A 22,470-nucleotide genomic window follows, 5' to 3' on the forward strand; every position below is an offset into this window, starting at 1 on the left:
CAAGGTATGCTTTAACAGGACAAAGCCAACATGATTGATATCTCAACCGACTTTTTTCGCCGATTGCCAAAAGCTGAATTGCACCTTCATCTTGAGGGATCAATTCGGCCTGAGACTGCGTTTGAGTTGGCGCAGAAGAATGGTGTGGCGTTGCTCAAACCGGGGCAAGACCTTGCCGATTTGTACGATTATGATGATTTGGCCAAGTTTTTAAACGCCTACACGGCCATCGCAGGCGTCGTTTTAAGTGCGGATGATTTCCATCGCGTTACCTATGAAATGCTTGAGGATTGCGCAGTATCGGGGGCGCGCCATGTTGAGTTTTTCATCAGTCCCCACGCGCATGATGTCTCTTTCGATGTACAATTTCGCGGTATCCGTCGTGGCATGGCTGAGGCACGTGATGCGTTGGGTATATCGTGTTTCATGGCGCCAGGGATCAATCGTGAATTGGGGCCTGAGGCCGCCGAAGTCTATTTCGATACCTGTGCACAATTGGGCGGGGATGACATGGCGGGCGTGGGGCTGGATTATTTCGAAGCGCCGTATCCGCCTGATCCCTTTGCGCCGCTTTATGATCGTGCGCGTGCTGCGGGATATCAGGTGACGGCCCATGCCGGTGAAGGTGGGCCTGCCGCCTATGTTGCGGGGGCGATGGATGCACTTGGATGCCGCCGGATAGATCACGGTTATGCGGTGATGGATGATCCAGCCTTGGTGGCACGATGTCGCGAGGCGCAAATCTTGTTTACGTGCTGCCCAAGTACGACAAAATACACAACGCATTGGCGCGATCTCACCGACCCCGATCACCCTATCCGCAAGATGAAAGAGGCTGGACTAAATGTAACGATCAATTCTGATGATCCGCCGTTTTTCTTCACCACATTGGCGCAAGAATATGAGATCGCTTACCGTGATATGGGGTTCACCTTGGCGGATATTAAAGCGTCAATTCTGCAAGGCATCCAAGGCAGTTGGCTGTCGCAAGATCAGCGTGTCGCACTGGCAAAAAATTGGGCGGTCGAGATTGATGATTTGATCGCGACATATGTGGGTTAAATCACCATTGTGGGTCAAATCACCATGCAAACCGTTTTTTCTTCGAGATAATTGGATAGGCCTGCCGCGTTGTTTTCAGCGCCCCATCCTGAGGCCTTAAAGCCACCTTTGGGCAATTCTGGCGAGAAATAGCTGTGACAATTGACCCATACTGTTCCCGCGCGGATGCCTGCGGACAGGCGGTGCGCGGCGGAAAGGTCTTGGGTCCAGACTGAGGCGGCCAAGCCGTAGTCCGTGTCATTTGCGAGCGCGAGAACTTCATCGACCTCATCAAACGGAGTGATTGCGGTCACGGGGCCAAATATTTCTTCGCGCATCAAAGGCATGTCAGGGGATACATTTGCGATCACTGTGGGGCGATAAAAGGCTGGTGCATCTGGGATGCGCGTGCCGCCTGCGATAATTTCCGCCCCTGCCGCACGCCCCGCATCAACATATCGTGCAACGCGTTGCGCCTGTTGTTCATTGACCAATGGGCCAAGGTCGCTTTTGGGATCAAGGCCGTGACCGAGTGTCAAAGCATCCGCTTGGGCTGCCAATTGTTCGGTGAATTGATCGGCGACCGAGCGGTGCACGTATATGCGTGATCCGGCGACACACACTTGACCAGAGTTTGCAAAAATACCGCGCGCCACGCCCAGCACCGTCAGCGACATATCTGCGTCCGGCATGACGATGGCGGGGGATTTTCCGCCCAGTTCCAATGTGAGCTTTTTCAAGTTTCCACGCGCCGAGTTAAGCAAAATACGCCCAACGTCCGTTGATCCGGTAAACGCCACCTTGGCCACGCCGGGGTGTTTCGCCAGAGCATCTCCAAGATCATGACCATAGCCGGTTAGTAAATTCACGACTCCAGATGGCAGGCCCGCTTGAACCATCAGTTCCACCAGTCGTATTGCGGTCAAAGACGTTTCTTCCGCAGGCTTCAAAATGACAGTGCAACCGGCACAAAGGGCGGGGGCCAGTTTCATTGCAGCCATCAACAGGGGTGAATTCCACGGTGTAATGGCGGCGACCACACCGATAGGCTCTGGGCGAGTATAGGCCATGACCTGTTTGCCCTTTGGGGCGTACCCTATCGATGGGGTGATGGTTTGACCGTGTATTTTTGTTGCAAAACCAGCGTAATAGCGAAATTGCGCAGCCGAGGCTGGGATTTCCGCAAAACGGGCCGTGGCGTATGTTTTGCCTTGATCAAGGCTTTCCAGTTCGGCCAATTCATCTGCGTTGGCATCAATAAGATCGGCGATCTTCCACAGCAACGCTTGCCGTGCGGCAGGCAGCATGTTTGCCCAATCTGGACATTCCAATGCCGCCTGCGCTGCCGCCACAGCCGCGTCAGCATGTGATGCGCCAGCGCGTGACAAAGTGGCAAGACGGGTGCCTGTGGCGGGATCAAAGGTGTCGAATTGGTCATCTAGCACCTGCCACTCGGCACCGATCAACACCGATTTAGGGCCGGTTTTCAAGAACTGGCGCGCTGCTTCGGTTTTTGGAGACTGTGGATTGAGACTAAAATTCATTTTATTTCCTTGATGAGATCACGGGCCCGCGCAGCGCCGCGTAGAATGGAATGATACCCTGTGCAGCGACATATATTTCCCTCAAGCGCTTCGCGGATGACCTCGTCGCTGGCGTCTGGCGTGGTTGTGAAAAGTCCGGCAAGGCTCATCATTACACCGGGGGCGCAATACCCGCATTGAAATGCATTTTCTTCGGTCATTGCTTGCGCGAGTGTGGCCCCGATGGGAAGGGTGTCCAGTGCTTGGATTGTGGTGACTTCGCGCCCTGCAACGTGCCAAGACATCAAAAGGCATCCGTTCATGGGGGCACCGTCAAGCAACACCGTACAGGCACCACATCGTCCGATGTCACAGGCCACTTTGATGGCAGCCGTGTCACCTAGTCGCTCGCGCAGGGCACTGGCAAGGGTTTCATCTTGTTGCAAAGTTGCAGGGGATCCATTGAGGGTAAAGGTGATGCTCATGTGCGCGCGCCCTTTGTCATCATGGTTAGGATATCTTGTGGCGCAAAGGGCGTAACCGTCGGCCATTGTCCCACAGCGTCAGCCACTGCATTTGCGATTGCAGCCGTCACGCCCGTGATCCCCAATTCGCCGACACCACGCGGGCCGAAAGGATCGCCTGCGTCCAAGCTTTCATGGGCGGTCACGACGATTTCGCTGGGCGTGTCGCGGATGGATGGCATGGTATAGGTGTCAAAGTTTTTCGTCACCATTTGCCCATCTTGCATCATAGCATCTTCGGTTAGGGTCATGCCCGCACCTTGTACCAAAGCGCCTTCCATCTGCCCAAGATAGGCGGCCATATCAATCACGGGACCCGCGGCTGTGTGAAGGTCAAGCCGCGCGATGCGCACGGTGCCGTTTATGCGATTCACAGCCACGCGTGCTAAAGTCACGGCATAGGTAAAAATAAAGCGGGCATTGGATTTGGTGTAATCGGATTTAGGAAATTCAAAAAAGGTTTCGACAGCCTCCAAGTCCCCAAGCTCGCTAAAGCTCACAAGCGGAATTGGAGCATTGGCGGTGATGTCCGCTACTCCGCCTGGGACGATTTTGAGCCGTTCGGGCGACAAGCCCAACCGATCAGACGCCGCAGTGATGATTTTGGTTGCAAGAGTTGGGGCGGTGTTTTCAACTCCGCGCCACACCACATAACCACCGCGCGCAGCAGTGGTCGATCCGCTGTCTGGCGCGCGCCCCGTGTCGCCAAAAACAGCCCGTATATCTGCACGGTCGCACCCGATTTTATCTGACACAGCGGCATGTAAAGACACGATCAAACCTTGCCCCATTTCGTCAAGACCGCAGAGGGCTTCGATCTTGCCATCTTGCAGACGCAGAGCAAAATGCGCTGTGTCATCGGGAATGGTGCCCAGCCCCGTGCCTTGCATCATCAAAGCCATGCCAACGCCCGCAATTTCATCTGGCTCAACATCGAAATCGTTCCAAATATCAGAGGCTTGTGCTGCATCCAGCATTTCATGCAACCGTTCGGTTGGGGCGATCGTTTGCCCCAAATACCCTGGCGTGCCCGGCATGCGCATGTTGAGGCGGCGTATCTTTGCGGGGTCTTGCCCAACCTTTTGAGCCAAACGGTCAAGTTGGCATTCGACCGCAAATGTCATCTGGTTGCTGCCAAATCCGCGAAACGCCCCTCCAGCCCCGTTGTTTGTATATACGGTGCGCCCGCGTGTGCGGATGTTCGGGATTTCATAAGGGCCTGCACAATGTTCCATAGCGGTTTCAGTCACGCTGGGCGACAAAGACGCATAGGCGCCGCAATCCGAGATAAGATCGACCTGCTGTGCAACAAGTTTGCCTTTGGCGTCGCATGCCGTGCGCATTCGGATACGCATCGGATTGCGTTTGGTGCCTGCCGCAACACTTTCAGCGCGTGATAGTTGTAGGCGCACTTTTCGGCCCGTTTTTTGTGCCAAGAGGGCAAGAGCAGGCTGAACCGTCAACTCGTCTTTTCCGCCAAATCCACCGCCAATGGGCGAGGTGATGATGCGCAGTTTTTCTTGTGGAATGTCCAAAATGCGCGCCAGTTGCAATCGATCACGTGCGCCATGTTGGCCACCAACACAGACGAGCAACCCATCTTTATCTGGCGCGGCCCAGCCGCCTTCGGTTTCCATAAACCCATGCATCTGGCGTGGGGTCACATAGGTGTCTTCAACAACATGCGCAGCCGTCGCAAAGGCTGCATCGACATCACCGCGTTCTAGCTTGATATCATTGATAAGATTGCTGTCTGAATGAACTTTTGGGGCATCATCCATCAGCGCCGCTTCGGGATCAGTGACAAGCGCAAGCGGTTCATAGTCAACTTTGATCAACGCCAAAGCGGCCTCGGCTATGGCCGCTGTTTCAGCCGCAACAGCGGCAACTGTATCACCGATATAGCGGACTTTGTCAGAGCAAAAAGCGGGTTGGTCTTGCATCAAAATACCAAACCGATTGAGACCGCGTACGTCTTTATGGGTGATGACGGCATGCACACCAGGCAAAGCTTGCGCGGCTGTGGTGTCGATGGATCGTATTTTAGCATGAGGGTGTGCAGCACGTAGAATGCGCGCGATCAACATTCCGTCTTCGCGGTGATCTGTAAGATACGGCATGGTGCCGCGCACTTTGGCGGGCATGTCTGGTCGGGTGTGCCAACGATCCCCGCCAGCGTTGCGTGATAAAGTGGTCAAAACGGGTGGTGTTTTCACATCAGGATGCGGCAAAGGGCGAGCTGGGGGTTTGCGCTTTGTGGCCTTGGCAGTGCCGTGCAGAATACCTTCAGCCAGCGCGAGCGCAGCAACGCGGCGGCGATAGGTGGCCGTGCGAAAGGCACAACTTGGGGCTTGAACGTTTTGGTCTATCCGTTCGCACAGCGCGGCAGGGTCCAAATCATCGGGGCACTGACCAACAAGCCAGTGTTCGACGGTGTTCAAACGCTGCGGGGTCACCACTCCGCCCCCAACAGCAAGACGGGATTTGACAATAACACCATCTGAAATGTCCAAAGCCCCCGCGGAAACGATAATCGCAGGGGTGAACGCGGCCCTAAGTCCGGTTTTGCACCAGAAATGGCGTTGCGCGGGGGTGATCGTGATCGACAAGATTAGCCCAGTGGGCGCGGTCAAATAGTCACAAAGAGGCAGTGTTCCTTGTGTCGTCGTGACCTTTGCATCCAGCACCAGCAGCGCGGGCAAAAGGCAACCAGCGCCAAAGCCGATGGTGCCACCAAGTGTCGCCAAACGGCGGATATTGGGGGCCGCCACATCGCGGGCTGCATCTGACAGCAAAGGCACGCGGCCTTGCCGGATGGCGTCTAGCGTTGTGGCGGCACCGATGGTGATGTTTCCATCGTCGGCATGGCTGATGCCACAGGGCAAAAGTGGGCCGATGTTGACCATAATTTCAGGGCGCTCAGCCCCTTGCGACCATTGCATCTGTAAAGCTGTGCCGCCAGCAACCGGTGTTGCGCCTGCTTTGATCGCGTCCAAGGTAGCATCCAGCGTTTTTGGGTGGAGTATTTTCATGCTACATCAGTTTCTGGCAGTGTTGTGCCGTATGTCAGGCCCTTTTCTTTAAGCCAACGACGATACGCGATGGATGATCCGTCTGCGCGTGTGGGTATTTCGCTGCGAGGTTCCATTGGCAACAGTAGAGGGCGTTGGTTTTCAACAATGATGCGGTCTTGTAAAAAGATGACCTGTTCAAAGCGCAGCAATTCGGTGTGCGTTGATGCTTGATCCGTCAAATACATGACGGGTTGCGCACGGCACAGGCCCTCTTCCATAGGTTGGATGAACAGCGCTATCGCATCTTGCATTCCGTCGGTGTCAGGCACTGTTCGGTAGAGCATGACGATAAACGGGGCAGGGACGCGGTAGACCAATTGAGCAAACTCGCCCTCTGGCCGTGTGGCGGTCATCTGGGGTTGAAAGAACTTGCAGTTTGTGGCCCAGACCTCATCGACATCGCGACGGATTTCGGTGGTGTAATGTAACACTTCGGTATGCGGCTCTGACCCAAGAATATCTGCGTGCACGAAAGGGAAATGCGCCATATCGAGAAAGTTTTCCACGACACGCAAGCCAGAAGCGCGCATTTTGACCCAACCACAAGGCACAAATCGGCGTGTGGTCTCTGCCGCTTCTTCGATGTCAAAGATTTCGCCATTAGGCGTGCCAAGTGTGGTCCAAAGACAGCCGTATTTTTCACGCACCGCAAGGGGCGCGCCGTCACAGGTGACGCTTTGCCCCGGACCTACGGTGATCTTTTGCCCAAGCAAAAGCGTGTCTTCGGATGTGTCTAAATCCGTTAGCGATGCAACGGCGTACCATTCATTCAGCGCGGCTTTGTCTGTGGTGCGGGCCATATCAATCATCTGTCCATTGTTTGGTTGCGCCATCGTTTTCGGCCAGCCATTTTGCGCGGCGGGTGAACAAGCCGGGTGACAGGAAGTGCACCCGATCAATGATTTCATCCATATCGCCAGTGACCAGTTTTCCGTCGTCCACAACAATCTGGCCGTTGACCATGGTCATCGTCACATCGCTGCCCCGCACCGCATGAACGAGATTGTGTTGAAGGTTGAACCACGGACCATCGGGATGAAAAGGGGTCATCCGCGGTTGGTTGCCATTAACAGCAATGATATCGGCCTTTTTCCCAATTTCGATTGAGCCAGTTACATCGCCAAGCCCCACGGCTTTGGCCCCAAGAGACGTTGCCATTTTAAGAACCTGCCAACTGTCCATAGCTGCCGCATCGTGATGGCGCAGCTTGCCCAAAAGAGACGTGACTTTCATCTCTTCGAACATATCAAAGTTATTGTTTTCTTTTTCGCCATCGGTGCCAATGCCCACAGGCACGCCAAGCGCCAGCATATCGGAAATAGGCGCGATCCCTGAGGCGAGTTTCATATTCGATACAGGGTTGTGCGCGACGGATACGTTGTGCTGTGAGATCAATTCAATTTCGTCTTGATCCAACCAGACGGCATGAGCAAACAGAGTCCACGGTGTTTCGAAAAACCCCAAGTCTTCAAAGACATGCATCGGCTTCTTACCGTATCGATCCACATAGGCCTGTTTTTCGATCTTGGCCTCAGACGAGTGGGTGTGAAAGCCTGTGTTGTATTTTTTCGCCATATTAATAGCGCGCTGTTGGCCTGCTTCATCGGAATAAAACAGATGCTCAAGCCCGACCCAAACATTGACCCGCCCGTCTGCTTGGCCATGCCAATCGTTGATCAGGGCTTCGTTCATATCAAGCGTATCGAAATAGTTGTAATCAGGGTGTTCGCCCACATAAGGCACGGCGATCAGCCTGTTACCCAGAACTTCAGCGGCGCGTGCGGACCCATCCATATAACGCCACATATCCACCAAAGTTGTCGTGCCACCCAGCAAACTTTCCCCGTAGGCAAGATAGCTTGAGGCCTCGGCTTCTTCAGGTTGCAACATGCGGTGCATCGGGTTGATGTGCTGGCTCAGCCAATCCCACACTGGTAGTTGTTCGGCTGTGCCCCGCAAAAAGCCGGAATGCGCATGGGTGTTAATCAAACCGGGCATCAAAACGGCGCGCCCCAGATCTTTGACTTTGGCATCGGGATAGGCGGCTAGAATATCGGCCTTTTTGCCCACGGCTGTGATCGTATCTGCGCTGATGGCAATGGCGCCGTTGGGGATGACGGTCAATGCATCGTCCATGGTGACAACGGCTTCGGCTGTTAGGATGAGAGTGCTCATATGGTCTCCAGTATGAATTGGGCGGCGCGTTCGCCGATCATCGTGACAGGCGCGTGCGTGTGGCAGGCAGGGATTTCAGGGATCACCGAAGCATCCGCGACCCACAGACCCGTCGTGCCGCGCACCGCGAGGCGTGGAGTTACAGGGGCATCGTCGTCTGCCCCCATGCGTGCGGTGCCAACGCAGTGAAAAAACGTGGAACATGCACGGCGTACAAAGGTTTCAGTGTCTTTGCCGCTGACTTTCGTGTCAGGGGCGGCGTAGTCTTTAAACAGAGGCGCAAAGCCTTGGGTGGCCACCATGTCTTGTAGGAATTCAACCCCTGACATCAGCGCTTTGAGGTCACGCGGATCGGCCAAAAGGTTTGGTTGTACCTCTAAAGGTGCATCTGGTGCTGTGCCTGTCAGTCGCACATAGCCTTTGGAAAACGACCGCATCACGCCAAGGCCGATGGCAAAAACGTCTCCGTCCAGATCGTACGCGTCCCAAAGGGCAGGTACGCCTGAGCGCCCTTGCACTGGAAAAGCTAAAAGGTCTGCTTGCGCAAGTGCATCGTCTGATTTCCAAATGGTCAGGGTGCCGCCTCCATTGCCTTTCATTGGGCCAAGCGGTCGGTTTGCGCGAAAGTTCAGTGCCCGCACCAAAGGGTGGTCTTGTAGGTTGTCGCCCACGCCTTGCGCGAGAACACGGCATTTCAATCTATGGCGCGCCAGTTCTGCCTCTGGTCCAATACCAGACAGCATCAAAATGCGCGGTGTTTCCAGCGCTCCGGCAGATAGAACAACACCTTTGCGCGCAGTCAAAATCTGTTCGGTGCCATTGCGAAAAACCCGCAGGCCAGTGGCACGATCACCGGTAAACAACACTTCTGTCGCGGTGGTTTGCGTGAGCACCGTGAGCCTATCCATCACCGGTTCAAGGTATCCTTGCGCCGAAGTCCACCGTTTGCCGTCCGGCGCGATGTTGAAATTGGCGAGCGCAACACCAAGAGGTTCAGGCCCATTGGGATCGGCGTTGACGGGCAGCCCCATATCGCGGCCGCCGTCGAGCATGGCTTGGGTTAATGGATGATTAGGGTCGGGGGGCGTGATGTGCATCGGGCCAGTGGCACCACGTGTTGGCGACGCTGCGCCATGCCACGTTTCACACGCTTGGAATGCAGGCAGACAGTCGTCCCACCCCCATCCCGGCGCAGTCGCATCCCAACGGTCATAATCTGCAGGAACACCGCGATACCACATCATAGCGTTGGTTGCCGAACTGCCGCCAAGCCCCTTGCCGCGCGGAATAGAGATGTCGCGGTCTAAAACACGAGGTGTTGGCTGATACTGGTGGCCCCAATCCCATGCGCCAGACTGCAAACCAAACCAGCTGGCGGGGTCTTCTATGTCCGGCACGCCAAAGGTTGAACGGCCCGCTTCAACGACGACGACGTCTGCGCCGGCATCAAGCAAGCGGCGTGCCACAGGGGCACCACCGCTGCCTGAGCCGACGACAATATAGTCGTAAGTGCTCATCAGTTGTGCTCCGATGGGCCCATGATTGTAATGCCCTCGGTGGCTTCGACATGACGCACGAAAATGTATTTATCTTCGCGACCATCTGAATGTTTACGCTTGATTTCGGGCTGCACGGTGCCTGACACTTTTGCGATCACCACATAAGGCTCGTTTGCTGCAAGTCCTGCTTCGCAATGGGCATCAAATTCTTCAACCGTGCGGGCGATGTAGGCGTTTTTAATGCCTGCGCCTTGTGCCATCGCGGCAAGATCAACAGTTCCAGAGGCCGTGTGGGTTTTGGGTCCACCGATGGATTGATATTGCTCGTTGTCCCAAACCACAACAAACAGATTTTTAGGGCTTTCATTGCCCAGCGTGGGCAAAATACCGAGGTTGAACAGCATCCCACCGTCTGTATCAAGCGACACAATTTGACGATCTGGTAGACCTACAGCAAGACCAAAAGCTTGCGGTGTGACGCAACCAAGTTGTTGCTGAAACAGCGATGCTTTGCGCATATGGGGGGCTGCATTATACCATTCGTCTACAGATGCGCCGAGTGACAGGATAACGAGTTCATTTTCCAACCGTGCGGCCAGCTTTGTCATGCAATCAAAACGTTTCATCGTACGATGCTCCCCGAAAGTGCCACCGCCGTGTGGTAATAAGATGAATAGGCCAATTCGTAGGCGTCAAATATGGCTTGCTCGATTTTGTCTTCTTCGCGCTCAACTGTGTAAGGAATGCGCAAGGCTTGCAGGACAGGTTCCATCGTGACGCCGTGCGGCACAGCCCACCAGTTGTTTTCGCCCATATCACCGCGATAGGACATGAGCATGACCACGGGAATACCCGCGCCAAGCCCCATTCGAGCTAGAGGTTCGACCGAGGCACGCAGGCCAGAGTTTTCCATGATAAGTGCGGCACGCTTGCCTGACAGGAAAATACCGCCACAAATTGCGGCCCCTTCGCCTTCGTTTGTGACTTGAATGGTGCGAATGTCTGGATCGGCATCAAGAGCCGGATAGAGTTCTTTAAAGAGCGAATCTGGCAAGTAGCATACGATGCTAACACCTGCCCGTTTCAACCCGCGAATAACCGCATCAACAGCGCTTTGCTTCATAGCAGGGTCACTTTCCAATTGTGAATACAAACAGCATGTCAGAGCAAAAGTGTGCCGAAAAGTCTCTCATTTTCGACGGTCATGTTCGACTTTACGCAACACCTATGCCCCAAGGCGTTCAATCGCTTTGGCAAGGCTGGTGCTGAGCGCTTCTGTGGCTTCTGAGGCTTCGTTTTTAGGACGCGAAATAAGGGACAATCTGCGTTTTTGCAGTCGCGGGTCTTTCAAGGGGATGAACACAAGTTGCCCACGACTAATTTCTGCCTGAACGCCCATTTTGGTCTGCATGATGATGCCAAGCCCTTTGATCGCCAGATCGATCATCAATCCGATTGAATTGGTCTGTGTGCGCCGCGAAAATTCGACAAAAGACCCCGGCAGGATCTGTTCGACCGAACTGCCAAGCGTCAAAGACCCATCTGGTAGGATGACCCGTTCCCCAGCTAGGTCATAAACTCGCAGCGGCCCTTCGTGTTTGGTGAGGCGACTACCAGGGGGGACCAGAACCCCCAAGGGCAGCGACGTGACCGCAAAGCGTCGTGTGCTATGGGGCGTGCTGGTGTCAAAAGCGATGGCGATATCGGCGTCCCCTTGCGCGACCATATCCACCGCGTCTTGCGAACCGGTGACGCGCACATCCACACATATATCAGGATGACGCACCCAAAAGCCTGCCAGAACATCAGACACCAACCCACGTGCAGCGCTTTCGATCACGGCAAGCGTCACAGTGCCGCGTCGTAGCCCTTGCAGGTCGCCTATCTCGGTCATGGCGCGGTTCATTTCCACGCTGGACTGCTGCACATGGTACAGCATCAATTCCCCAGCTGAGGTCAGTCTAAGGCGCTGCTTCGTTCGCTCGAACAGCGGCATGCCGATGTTTTCTTCCAACTGTTTGATAGAGCGGCTGATCGAAGAGGGCGCAACATTGAGATACAGCGCGGCTTGGCGAATAGATTTCAAGCGCGCAACAAGCATGAAATGGTGAACGCCGGATGAAACAAGGCCAAGACGGTGCAATTCCATCAGATGATCGCCCAAACATCCAAAAGTGCCGCGCCACTGAGGGGGAGGTGTGGTCCCTTGATGGGGTTCTGTGCAGGGGGGGAAGAGATCGTTTGGGTCATAAAACTGCCTGTAAGGGGTAAGGGATGTAAGCGATCAGTGGTAATCGGGTATTCCGGGCATGGTTATAAATCCGTCGACCGTGCGCAGCTGGCGCGCCCAACGGCGCAGCGCAGGAAAGGCGTCATGATCAATGCTGAAGTCACGCGACAACGCAAAGGCCGGAAACAGGGCAAGGTCGGCAAGCGTGACAGTGTTCGCCACGAAAAAGGCTTTGCCCAAAACACGTTGCCGCGTCATGTGATCTTCCATGATCTGCAGCATCTTGCGCGCTGTCGCAGTTAGGGCAGGGCCATCCCCCGGCACATCGAGCAGGGCCGTTGCACGGGCGGCGCTGGCAGAGGCAAGATCGCGGTCTGCAAAAATCATCCAATCGGTCATAGCTGCCTGTTCAACAAGGCTTTCAGGAACGAAAGATTTGTTTTTGGATAGGGCGGCTATATAGGTTTGGATCGCTGCTGTTTCACGCAAAATCAGCCCATCATGTTCCAAAGTCGGAACACGACCCAGTGGATTTTTAAGCAAATAGTCAGGGGCCAAATGATCGTGCCCGGGAAACGTGTTGATATTCAAGATGTCCAGATCAACGCCGCAGATGGATGCGGTCAGGCGTAGGCGATAGCAATGATCGTCTAGATCAAAGTTATAAAGGGTGGGGAGAGTCATCGTGCTGTTTCCAATTCGGCTTCAAGTGATCCGCGCAATTTTTCAGCCCGTGCAAGAATATCTAGCAAAACTGCGGTGTCGGGCTGTCCTTCGGCCGTGATATGCAAGGCGCATTGCGTGTCCGTGACGGGGTGCAGCCCGATGTGCAGGTCGACCAATGGAGCATTAATGGACGCAACAGAGTTTTCAACTTTCACCGATGCACCAAAAGCCGCAGGCAAAGCTGCCAAAGCGCGCTCAAGAGGCACATCTAGATAGAGTGACCGCACACAGTGGGCCACTCGACTGGTCGGGGCGCTGGGCGATGGCGATGTATTGGCTTCTGTAGTTTCAAGTGGGGTATGGACCCAGATCATGCCAGCAGCCTCGGCAACTGAATATGTCTGTGCGCAGATTGACTTGGGCACCTCTAAATCTGGATGCGCGGGGATTTTTTGGCACTGACCTGTCTCGCCAAACTCCCAGCCATGATAAAGGCACGCAATATGATCGCCGCGCACAAAGCCAAAGCTCAGTTTCATGCCGCGGTGGGGGCAGCGGTCTTCCCAAATATGGGGGCGGCCATCTGTGTCGCGCCACACCACGACTTCAGCACCATTCAAAACGGCGCCCGCTGAACTGCCAGCTTCGATGTCATGCGATAGCGATAGGGGAATCCATCCCGTCATTGTCATTAGGTTTCACTCCTGTTGGGATTATTGTCGGTTCGGCGCACATCGGACACGATGCAATCTGCAGGTCCAAGGCTCATCGCCATCTCAAAAGCATCCACTAAATCTGTCGGCCCATGGACGCGAACTGTCATTGTGTCTGAATTTTGTGCAACGGTTTCCAAAGTGAGCGATAAACGGGCAGCTCGGTGTTGCGCGAATTCCGCAAAACTGGCCACAGGCAAGTCGCCACCAAAGGTAAACGTCACAGTGTCGATTTGCATTTCAAATGCTCCGCTTGTCGTTTTTGAAGGGTTTCATGGGAAAAACTGCTAAATAATTGGTTTTTTCGCCAAGATTGACGGGTTTCGATTCAATTATTCAACGGATCACAAGAAGGTCAAGTGTTGCGCCAATCGCAACATTGCCGTCGGTTTTTCTGGACTAGGCACCTGCAAAAAAATTGCGCTAGCTCTGAGGGAGACCATGAGAGTGGCAGTTCATGCCCCGTTTGGCATCCGTAAATTATGCATCCCAAAAGAGGCGAAATCGCCGCTTGAGTGGGCAGGCACCAACAGCAAAGAGGTATCATCAATGTTTAGCACAAAAGATCTTTCCCGCCGTGGCTTTTTGAACATGGGGGCTATGGCCGGTGCAGGGGCGTTGCTCTCTGGCACAGGTTTGATCCGCCCTGCATCTGCCGCATCCCCACTGGCCCCTATCGCCGCAGAAGATGCATTGATCGCGTTTGGACACACGGGTCCGACATCTGACGAAGGTTGGACATGGGCGCATGACCAAGGGATGAAAGCCGTCGAAGCGGCATTCCCGGGGATCAAAACCACTTTTGTCGAATCCATTCCATATTCCGCTGATGCGACCCGCATTTTTCGCCAATTTGTGTCTGAGGGCGCAAACATGGTCTTTGCAACATCCAGCTATGGCGACTTTTTGTATGACGTTGCCAAGCGCGCACCTGATGTTGCATTTTATGAATGCGATGGGCGTGCGCCTTTGGACAACCTTGGCAACTATTACGTTCAGCACTGGTACCCATCTTACGTTGCTGGGATCGCTGCAGGCGCGATGTCTGCGTCGGGCAAGCTTGGCTATATCGGGTCTTTCCCCGTGCCATCCGTTTATTCAGGCACCAACGCCTTTTTGATGGGCGCACGCACAGTCAACCCTGAGGCGACGCTGCAGACGATCATCATCAACTCATGGTTCGACCCACAAGCCGCCACGCAGGCTGGGACGGCTTTGTTGGACAACGGGTGTGACGTGTTGTTCGGGATTATGGACGAAGCGGGCTATTTGCAGGTGGCACAAGAACGTGGCGCAAAGGCTGTGATGTGGAACACGGATCTGCGCCGCTATGGGCCAGATGCGTACATCACCTCTGTGATGGTTGATTTCAAAGCCTTCTACGTTGAACAAGTCAGACGCCGTCTTGAAGGCACGTGGACCCCAACTGCCGATTTGTTGCCATTGTCCGGTGGTGTGGATCGTGATGCTTGGGGCGCAACAGTGCCTGCCGAAGTCGCAGCCAAAGCTGATATGGCACGTACCAAAATGCTGACTGAGGGTTGGAACCCGTTTGTGGGCGAAATCAAAGACAGCAAAGGCAACGTTAAAGTCGCCGCAGGGCAGGCGATGACAGAGCAAGAACTGTATCATTGGAACTGGTCCGTCGAAGGCGTCTTTGGTCTCGATAGCTGATCCAATGGGGACCGTATCTATACAATCGCGTCTCGGGCTTGCCCCCGGGACGCCACCTTTGGTGGCTTTGCGCGGCGTGGCAAAGTATTTTCCAGGTGTGATCGCAAACGAAGACGTTGATCTCGCGATTTACCCCGGCGAAATTCATGCGCTTTTGGGTGAAAACGGTGCGGGCAAGTCCACTCTCATGAACATTCTCACTGGCATTTATCAAGCGGATGCTGGTGAAATTTTGCGCGATGGCGAAACTGCTGAATTTTCATCTCCGATTGATGCGATTGCAGCAGGGATCGGGATGGTTCACCAACATTTCAAGCTGGTCAATGCGTTTACTGTTGCGGAAAATGTCCACCTTGGGTGGTCGCAAACCCCCGCGCGCATTTCTGCCCGCACGCTTGAGGCGCGCACACAAAAGCTGTCACAAGATTTAGGTTTGACGGTGAATGCCAGCGCACGTGTCTCGGACCTGTCCACAGGGGAACAGCAACGTGTCGAAATTTTGCGAGTGCTGGCCCGTGACGCCAAGGTGTTGATCTTGGACGAACCCACCGCCGTTTTGACCCCCGCCGAAGCGCGTGAGCTGTTCGTGGCTTTGCGCGCGTTCACAGCGCGCGGGAATGCGGTTATTTTTATCAGTCACAAATTGGATGAAGTGGTCGAAATTTCCAACCGTGTCACAATTTTGCGCGGTGGTCGTAAGGTCGCGACGGAATGGACCGAAAGCTGTACCGAGAAAAGTCTCGCTCAAATGATGGTCGGACGTGAGATTGTCTTGAATAACCTGCGAGAGCGGCCCAAAGGGGCAACCATTGGCGCACCGGTTTTGTCCCTGAAAGACGTCAGTTTAAAATCGCACGGTGCGATGCTGCTTAAAAATGTGTCGCTGGATTTACACGCAGGCGAAGTGCTTGGCATCGCGGGTGTCGCGGGCAATGGGCAACGCGAACTTAGTCATATGCTAACAGGGCTGGCTGTGCCCAGTTCAGGGCAGGTGCATCTGGACGGGGTGGACGTGTCAATGAGTGGCGCGCGCGCGATGGCCGAAGCGGGCGTCGGGCATATCCCCGAAGATCGTTTGCACGCAGGCATGTCGCCCGCTTTGTCGATCACCGACAACACAGTGCTGCGCGAATACGCAGACGCGCCACTGGCCCAGGGGCCGTGGTATATTCCGCGTCAGGCGCTGCATCTGGCCCAAGAAATCGCCAAACTGGCCGAGGTCATGGTGCCTGATTTTGCCATGCCCGCACGCAATCTGTCAGGGGGCAACCAGCAACGCCTAGTGGCGCGGCGTGAAATGCGCATCGCGGATAAAGTGCTGATCGCGGCCTATCCATCGCGTGGATTGGACGTGGGCGCAATCAACACCATGATGCATTATTTTGTGGAATTGCGGGACCGTGGCGTAGCTGTGATTTTGATTTCTGAAGAGTTGGAAGAGCTGGTGAATTTGGCAGATCGAATTGCCGTGATGTTCCACGGAGAAATAATGGGCATTGTGCCCGGTGAAGGTGTCGACATCGAAGACATCGGTTTGATGATGGGCGGGAGACGCAACACATGATGTCATATCGTTTACAACGATTGCCCGCCGCATCCCCCGCCGTCGCCTTTGCCGCTCGGCTGGTGTCTGTGATAGCAGCGCTTGCGACAGCGGGCCTAATTTTGAAACTGGCAGGCATGGAACCGCTCGCGCTTGGTGCCAAGGTGATATCATCTACGTTTGGGTCCAGCTTTGGGATCGCAGACCTCGCATTGTTGTTTTCGCCGTTGCTTTATTGTGGACTTGCTGTCGCAATCGGGATGCGTGTCGGTGTGTGGAATATTGGCGCAGAAGGCCAGTTTAACCTTGGCGCTTTTTCAGCTGCGGGTGTTGGTCTTTTTGTTGCTGGGCCCCCTGTGCTGATCTTGCCGCTGATGGTTTTGGCGGGCATGATCGGCGGGGCATTGTGGATTTTAATTCCCACTTTGGCGCGCGCCTATGCGGGTGTCAGTGAGCTGATCACAACGCTTTTGATGAATTTCGTCGCGACCTTGTTGGTGTATTTTGTCGCAACTGGCCCTTGGCTTGACAGTTCGGGCATGGCGCTTGCCACCACCGCACGCTTGCCTGTGGCGATCCCGGAAATTTGGGATATCGTGCATTGGGGATTACCCGTAGCACTTGGGTTGGCTGTGGTTTTGGCGATTGCCTTTAACTACACCAAATGGGGCTATGAAGTGCGCATCGGCGGTTCAAACCCGGGCAATGCGCTGTACGCGGGGATGCCTGTACGCCGTCATTTGATCTTTGTTATGCTGCTGTCTGGCGCTCTTGCGGGACTGGGCGGCGTGATGGAAGTCGCGGGGACGGTCCATCGCCTGCAGGGCGGCATTTCAAATAACTTTGGATATATCGGTATTATGGTTGCCGTTCTGGCGCGCGCTGCACCGCTGGGTGTGATCGTGAGCGCTTTGTTTATGGCTGTCGTCTTGAATGGCGGGATCATTTTACAGCCCCAAGGGCTGACGACGCAAACTGTTTTGGCCGTGACTGGGTTGATCCTTTTGTACGCTGCAATCGGTGATGAATTTGCGCGATACCGCGTGCTTCGCACCATTCAACCTCAAGATTAAAACAAAGGGAACTGTGGACATGGATGTACTGGCAGGTCTTATTCAGACAGCATTTCTTGCGGGCGGTGTCCTTGCGCTGGCTGCGCTTGGCGAAGTTCTGGCCGAACGAGTTGGGGTTGTGAATCTCGGTGTTGAGGGGCTGATTGCGTTGGGGGCAATGACCGGCATCGCAGTTGTTTCTGTGGCCCCCGTCCCATGGCTTGGCTTTTCAGCCGCCTTGCTTGTGGGGCTTGTCGCAGGCATGGTGTTTGCCCTTGCAACGGTTGTTGTGCGCGCCAATCAGGTGCTGGCGGGCCTTGCCTTGACGTATATCGGGCTTGGACTGGCCGCAACGCTTGGGAAGCCGTTTTCCGGCTCACCTGCGGCGGCTACATTTGCCAAAGTTGATATTCCAATTTTGTCGGATTTACCTTTTTGGGGGCGGGCCTTATTCAGTCATAACATTTTGGTTTATATTATTTTTTTGGCACTGCCTGTTCTGGTGCACTACGTGATGTTTTACACCCGTCATGGACTGAACATGCGGGCTGTTGGTGAAAACCCTGCCGCAGCGGACGCCGCGGGTATTTCCGTCATGAAAATGCGGTTTTGGTACACATCTCTGGGTGCGTCTTTGGCGGCGGGGGCTGGCGGGTATCTGACGCTTGCCTTTGTGCCAAGCTGGTCGGAAGGCGTCGTTTCCGGACGGGGGTGGATCGCCGTCGCACTTGTTATTTTCGCCGGCTTTCGCCCTATCAATGTCGTTCTGGCAGCGCTGCTGTTCGGCTTTATCACAGCCCTTGGGTTCGTTGGCCAAGCCCGCAATTGGCCTGTGGCGGCCTCTGTTTTAGCGATGCTGCCGTACTTGGGCACAATCGCTTTGATGATCTTGCCTGTTTTGGCGTGGCAAAAAATGCGCCGCATCATGGCTGCCCCAGAAGGGCTGACACAACCTTATTTCCGAGATGACCGATGACCACAACATTTCTTAAGAATATTTCTCACCTTGCGTGTTTCAATGATGACGCGGGCGGAGCAGGAACAGAACTGACCGATGCTGGCATTTTGATGCGCGACAATGTGATCGAAAAAGTCGGCCCGATGGCTGGTTTTTCCGATATCACTGCAGATCGTGTGATTGATCTGACGGGCCATGTTGTTATGCCCGGCATGGTGAACACGCATCATCATTTCTATCAAAACCTCACCCGTGTGATGGTGCAAGATGATCCGCTTTTCGTTTGGCTGAAAACACTTTACCCCATCTGGGCCAATATTGACGATGCAGCGATTGAAACCACGTCGCGGATGGCGATGGCGGAACTGATTGCATCTGGGTGCACCACGTCATCCGATCACCAATACATCATGCCCAACGATTGCACCTTGGACACGCCTATCCGTGTTGCGCAAGAAATGGGGTTGCGGTTTCATGCTGCGCGCGGTGCCATGTCGCGTGGTGAAAGTCAGGGCGGGCTTCCGCCTGATAGCTGTGTCGAGAATGAAGAAGCGATCCTTAAGGATGCAGAGCGCCTGATCCACACGTACCACGATATGTCCGAGCACGCGATGACACGCATTGTGATGGCGCCGTGTTCGCCGTTTTCCGTCACGCCGGGTTTGATGAAAGAGGCAGCACAATTGGCCCGCTCGTTTGACGGCGTGCGTTTGCATTCTCATATCGCAGAAGTTCTGGATGAAGAGGTCTATTGCAACGAAATGTACGGCATGCGGTCGGTTGAATTTGCAGAAAGTGTTGGTTGGCTTGGTGATGATGTTTGGTTCGCCCATGCGATTTTTCTCAATGATGCCGAAATAAAAGCCTTTGCTGATAGCGGCACAGGGGCCACGTTTTGCCCATCGGCCCACATGCGCTGCGGTCTTGGCATTATGCGAGCCCGCGAGATGCTGGATGCGGGTGTTACGGTGGGGCTTGGCGTTGATGGATCGGCCAGCAACGATACATCGAACATGTTCCTAGAGGCGCGAATGGGGATGATGCTACAACGTGTTGCGCCCAATCAATACCTGTCCGAAGCTCCGGGGGGGCGTGGCGGATTTGGCGGCACGCCAGCCGCGATGTCTGTGCGCGAAGTGTTGAATATGGCAACGCGCGGCGGTGCGAAATTGCTGGGGCGCACTGATATTGGCCAGATCGCAGCGGGTAAATCTGCAGATGTAATTGCCATTAATTTGAACCAACTGGGGTTGGCGGGGACACAGCGTGACCCACTTGCAGCGCTCGTGATGTGTGGTCCGTTTGAGGTCGATTATTCCTTTATCAACGGCGTACCTGTGATAGAGAAAAAGCAATTCACACGGCTGGATGTTGAAAAGGCGCTGGATGATCATGCGCGCAATTTGGAACGAATTTACGATGCTTGATGATCTGTCTGAAACGATTGACCTTGGAACACTGAACCAGTGGTTTTGCATTGGGCAGGTGGACGATATTAGCCCTGATGGGGACGTGACGATGTTGCTGGGAACGCAGATTTATCTTGTCCGTGATGGCGATGATATACGTGTCTCGGCGCAGGGACGCACGCTGCCGACACAGCTGCGCTATGGCTATATCTGGACGAGCCTTGGTGCGCCAAAGGGCGATGTCTTTGATATTCCTGAGACCATTGAAACGGACCGCCGATATGTGCCTTGCGGTGCGATCCGCGTCGCTGCCGCTGGGCCGCGTGTGGTGGAAAACTTTCTTGATATGGCGCATTTCCCGTTCGTTCACACAGATATTCTTGGGTCAGAACCCCACACTGAGGTTCTAACTTACAAAGCTGAAATTCGCCGCGATGTGGATGAAGTTTGGGCCACCGATTGTAAATTCACCCAACCCAAGGCGGCTTTGTCAGCCGAGGGGGCCATCGAAACCGAATATATGTACCGGGTCACGACGCCGTTCGCGGCTGTGCTGTATAAAACCTGCCCCGTCGCCTCAGAACGTTGGGATGTGATTGCTCTGTTTGTACAACCCATGCAGCCGGGCCTGTGCCGTGCGCATCCGGTGATGTTTTTGATTGATGATGGCGCGCGTGATGCGGATTTGATTTCGTTTCAACAGGTGATTTTTTTGCAAGATCGTATCATTTTGGAAAACCAACGCCCCGTGCTGTTGCCGATTGAACCGCGCATTGAAACGCCAACGCGCGCCGATGCTATTTCGATCGCGTATCGGCGCTGGTTGAAAGAAAAGGGCTGTGTTTATGGCACGTCTGCTGGGCCAAAAGCGGACGCCGCATAAGTGTGATCCTTTGTGTATGTTGAGTGACCTCAACTGCGGATGAGGCAACGTGCATTACTGCAGGCACGTGACACGCCGATCACCCTAAGCTGCGTTTGCGCAGGGCATGTGCTTTCTCGCGAAATCTCGCTCGAACTTCTGCCTCGTCAATGCCTGCCACCACGCGGTTTTCCATAAGAATGCGACCTGCAACAATCGTGTGGATTACATCGTCAGCACGGCTTGAATAAACCAGTGCAGCAGCGGGGTCGTACAGCGGCATGGTGTGCGTCGTATCAAGGTTGATCACGATCACATCGGCGGCCAGACCCGGCACCAATTGGCCCGTCTCTGGTCTGTTCATCGCCTTTGCGCCCTCTGCCGTGGCCATCTCAAGAATTTCACTTGTTTTCAGGAACTGTGCGTCTCCTGTTTTGTCTTTGTGAATGATCCCTGCAAATTTCATCTCTTGGAACATATCAAGCGTGTTGTGGCTGGCCGGACCATCGGTGGCAAGACCGACCGTCACCCCATGTTTTTGCACGCATTTTAGGTGCAAAGTGCCTGATGCCAGCTTGGCATTGCAGACGGGGCAGTGGGCGATTTTAGTGCCAGTCTCGCCGAGAATGCGCGCATCGTCATCGTCAAGTTGCGTACAATGCGCGGCTGTGACATCTGGCTGTAAAAACCCAAGCGAATGCAACCAGCGCACGGGGGATGTACCATAGGTTTCAGCGACATAACCCATTTCTTGCGGACCTTCTGCCAAATGGGTGTGGATCGGCACTTTGTGGGCATCCGCGACTTCGCGCACCAGTTTGTACATCTCAGGGCCGCACGAATAGGGCGCATGAGGGGACAGTCCGATCTGCAACAGGCCGTCGTTGCTGTGATGGTGTTTGACGACAAGATCGCCAAAGCCATGCAGGGTTTGCCAAGACCAGTCTGTGATGGATTCGTAGATGCCTCGATCTGCAAACCCATAGCCAAGCGTGGCGCGCAAAGGGATCACTTTGAGTGCTTCAATTTGAGGTGCGACAGCGTAAGCATCGAAATGTTCGTTGAATGACGTGATGCCAGATTTCACCATCTCGACAAGGCCGTTCATACTGGCCCAATATAGAGTTTCGGGATCAAAGTTTTGTTTCAACTGCCACATGGTGGACAGCCATTCAAACAGGCGCACGTCTTCAAGCAGGCCGCGCAGCAGCATATTAGATGCGATATGAGTGTGACTGTCGCAAAACCCCGGCATAACCAAACAGTTATTGGCATCAATCACCTTGGTCGCGCCTGAGATATCGATGCTCTCCGCGGTGCCGACCGCCACGATTTTGCTGCCTTTGATGGTCACCGTGCCGCGTTCAATTGGCGCTGCTGATCCCATCGGCATCACTGTGCCGTTGATGATTGCGATGTCTATAGTCATGGTTTTTCCTTTTGCTTAATGAAAAGGCTAGGGGCATCTGACTGTCTTGACCAGAATGCATATTGCACCATACTGTGCTAAAAATTAGGACAGTTTGG

Annotated in this window: 20 protein-coding genes; 7 read left to right on the plus strand and 13 right to left on the minus strand. The window is 54.5% G+C overall.

Features of this window, described 5'->3' with window-relative positions; all coding sequences use genetic code 11:
- The first annotated feature begins 30 nt into the window (after positions 1-30).
- The gene (add, locus tag BM025_RS15655) at positions 31-1,062 is read left to right on the plus strand and encodes an adenosine deaminase (RefSeq protein ID WP_085850005.1); all 1,032 of its coding nucleotides are present in this window, start codon (positions 31-33) and stop codon (positions 1,060-1,062) included.
- Positions 1,063-1,076: 14 nt separating this feature from the next.
- On the opposite strand, the gene BM025_RS15660 is transcribed toward add, so the two are convergent.
- The 12 genes from BM025_RS15660 to BM025_RS15715 all read right to left on the minus strand — a co-directional run bounded on the left by BM025_RS15660 (position 1,077) and on the right by BM025_RS15715 (position 13,684).
- The gene (locus BM025_RS15660) at positions 1,077-2,585 is read right to left on the minus strand and encodes an aldehyde dehydrogenase family protein (RefSeq protein ID WP_085850006.1); all 1,509 of its coding nucleotides are present in this window, start codon (positions 2,583-2,585) and stop codon (positions 1,077-1,079) included.
- Positions 2,582-3,049, minus strand: a complete 468-nt coding sequence (locus BM025_RS15665; protein ID WP_085850007.1) for a (2Fe-2S)-binding protein — start codon at positions 3,047-3,049, stop codon at positions 2,582-2,584. Before BM025_RS15665 ends, BM025_RS15660 begins: the two co-directional genes overlap by 4 nt.
- Positions 3,046-6,120: a molybdopterin cofactor-binding domain-containing protein gene (locus tag BM025_RS15670; RefSeq protein ID WP_085850008.1), complete on the minus strand. Its 3,075-nt coding sequence runs from the start codon at positions 6,118-6,120 to the stop codon at positions 3,046-3,048. The genes BM025_RS15665 and BM025_RS15670 overlap by 4 nt, the downstream gene beginning before the upstream one ends.
- The gene (locus tag BM025_RS15675) at positions 6,117-6,995 is read right to left on the minus strand and encodes an aromatic ring-hydroxylating dioxygenase subunit alpha (RefSeq protein ID WP_244515865.1); all 879 of its coding nucleotides are present in this window, start codon (positions 6,993-6,995) and stop codon (positions 6,117-6,119) included. Before BM025_RS15675 ends, BM025_RS15670 begins: the two co-directional genes overlap by 4 nt.
- Positions 6,964-8,337 carry an amidohydrolase family protein gene (locus BM025_RS15680; protein WP_085850009.1) on the minus strand — a complete coding sequence of 458 codons (1,374 nt, stop codon included), beginning with the start codon at positions 8,335-8,337 and terminating at the stop codon, positions 6,964-6,966. Before BM025_RS15680 ends, BM025_RS15675 begins: the two co-directional genes overlap by 32 nt.
- Positions 8,334-9,854 carry a GMC family oxidoreductase gene (locus tag BM025_RS15685; protein ID WP_085850010.1) on the minus strand — a complete coding sequence of 507 codons (1,521 nt, stop codon included), beginning with the start codon at positions 9,852-9,854 and terminating at the stop codon, positions 8,334-8,336. The genes BM025_RS15680 and BM025_RS15685 overlap by 4 nt, the downstream gene beginning before the upstream one ends.
- On the minus strand, positions 9,854-10,462 hold the full coding sequence (locus BM025_RS15690; protein ID WP_085850011.1) for a thiamine pyrophosphate-dependent enzyme: 609 nt from the start codon (positions 10,460-10,462) through the stop codon (positions 9,854-9,856). Before BM025_RS15690 ends, BM025_RS15685 begins: the two co-directional genes overlap by 1 nt.
- Complete coding sequence (locus BM025_RS15695; protein WP_085850012.1) at positions 10,459-10,959, minus strand: thiamine pyrophosphate-binding protein; 501 nt, start codon at positions 10,957-10,959, stop codon at positions 10,459-10,461. Before BM025_RS15695 ends, BM025_RS15690 begins: the two co-directional genes overlap by 4 nt.
- 102 nt (positions 10,960-11,061) lie before the next feature.
- Positions 11,062-11,985, minus strand: a complete 924-nt coding sequence (locus BM025_RS15700) for a LysR family transcriptional regulator (protein ID WP_085850013.1) — start codon at positions 11,983-11,985, stop codon at positions 11,062-11,064.
- A gap of 135 nt (positions 11,986-12,120) precedes the next feature.
- Positions 12,121-12,750 carry a glutathione S-transferase family protein gene (locus BM025_RS15705; RefSeq protein ID WP_085850014.1) on the minus strand — a complete coding sequence of 210 codons (630 nt, stop codon included), beginning with the start codon at positions 12,748-12,750 and terminating at the stop codon, positions 12,121-12,123.
- Positions 12,747-13,424 carry a Rieske (2Fe-2S) protein gene (locus BM025_RS15710; RefSeq protein WP_085850015.1) on the minus strand — a complete coding sequence of 226 codons (678 nt, stop codon included), beginning with the start codon at positions 13,422-13,424 and terminating at the stop codon, positions 12,747-12,749. Before BM025_RS15710 ends, BM025_RS15705 begins: the two co-directional genes overlap by 4 nt.
- On the minus strand, positions 13,424-13,684 hold the full coding sequence (locus BM025_RS15715; protein WP_085850016.1) for a hypothetical protein: 261 nt from the start codon (positions 13,682-13,684) through the stop codon (positions 13,424-13,426). The genes BM025_RS15710 and BM025_RS15715 overlap by 1 nt, the downstream gene beginning before the upstream one ends.
- 310 nt (positions 13,685-13,994) lie before the next feature.
- Here BM025_RS15715 and BM025_RS15720 point away from each other — a divergent pair, with 310 nt between their 5' ends.
- From BM025_RS15720 to BM025_RS15745, 6 genes are read left to right on the plus strand one after another with little or no spacing between them, the layout of a single operon-like run.
- Positions 13,995-15,119 carry a BMP family ABC transporter substrate-binding protein gene (locus BM025_RS15720; protein ID WP_085850069.1) on the plus strand — a complete coding sequence of 375 codons (1,125 nt, stop codon included), beginning with the start codon at positions 13,995-13,997 and terminating at the stop codon, positions 15,117-15,119.
- Positions 15,120-15,123: 4 nt separating this feature from the next.
- A complete protein-coding gene (locus BM025_RS15725) occupies positions 15,124-16,683 on the plus strand; it encodes an ABC transporter ATP-binding protein (RefSeq protein ID WP_085850017.1) in 1,560 nt (519 codons plus the stop codon).
- Entirely contained in the window at positions 16,680-17,735 is a 1,056-nt protein-coding gene (locus BM025_RS15730; protein ID WP_244515868.1) for an ABC transporter permease, read from the plus strand. Before BM025_RS15725 ends, BM025_RS15730 begins: the two co-directional genes overlap by 4 nt.
- A gap of 19 nt (positions 17,736-17,754) precedes the next feature.
- On the plus strand, positions 17,755-18,690 hold the full coding sequence (locus tag BM025_RS15735) for an ABC transporter permease (RefSeq protein ID WP_085850018.1): 936 nt from the start codon (positions 17,755-17,757) through the stop codon (positions 18,688-18,690).
- Positions 18,687-20,099, plus strand: a complete 1,413-nt coding sequence (locus BM025_RS15740; RefSeq protein ID WP_085850019.1) for an 8-oxoguanine deaminase — start codon at positions 18,687-18,689, stop codon at positions 20,097-20,099. The genes BM025_RS15735 and BM025_RS15740 overlap by 4 nt, the downstream gene beginning before the upstream one ends.
- A complete protein-coding gene (locus BM025_RS15745; RefSeq protein ID WP_244515878.1) occupies positions 20,065-20,964 on the plus strand; it encodes an aromatic ring-hydroxylating oxygenase subunit alpha in 900 nt (299 codons plus the stop codon). The genes BM025_RS15740 and BM025_RS15745 overlap by 35 nt, the downstream gene beginning before the upstream one ends.
- Positions 20,965-21,043: 79 nt before the next feature.
- On the opposite strand, the gene BM025_RS15750 is transcribed toward BM025_RS15745, so the two are convergent.
- Positions 21,044-22,372: an amidohydrolase family protein gene (locus tag BM025_RS15750; protein WP_211753580.1), complete on the minus strand. Its 1,329-nt coding sequence runs from the start codon at positions 22,370-22,372 to the stop codon at positions 21,044-21,046.
- Positions 22,373-22,470 lie beyond the last annotated feature (98 nt).

The sequence above is a fragment of the Pacificibacter marinus genome (assembly GCF_900109555.1).
Lineage (GTDB): Bacteria > Pseudomonadota > Alphaproteobacteria > Rhodobacterales > Rhodobacteraceae > Celeribacter > Celeribacter marinus_C.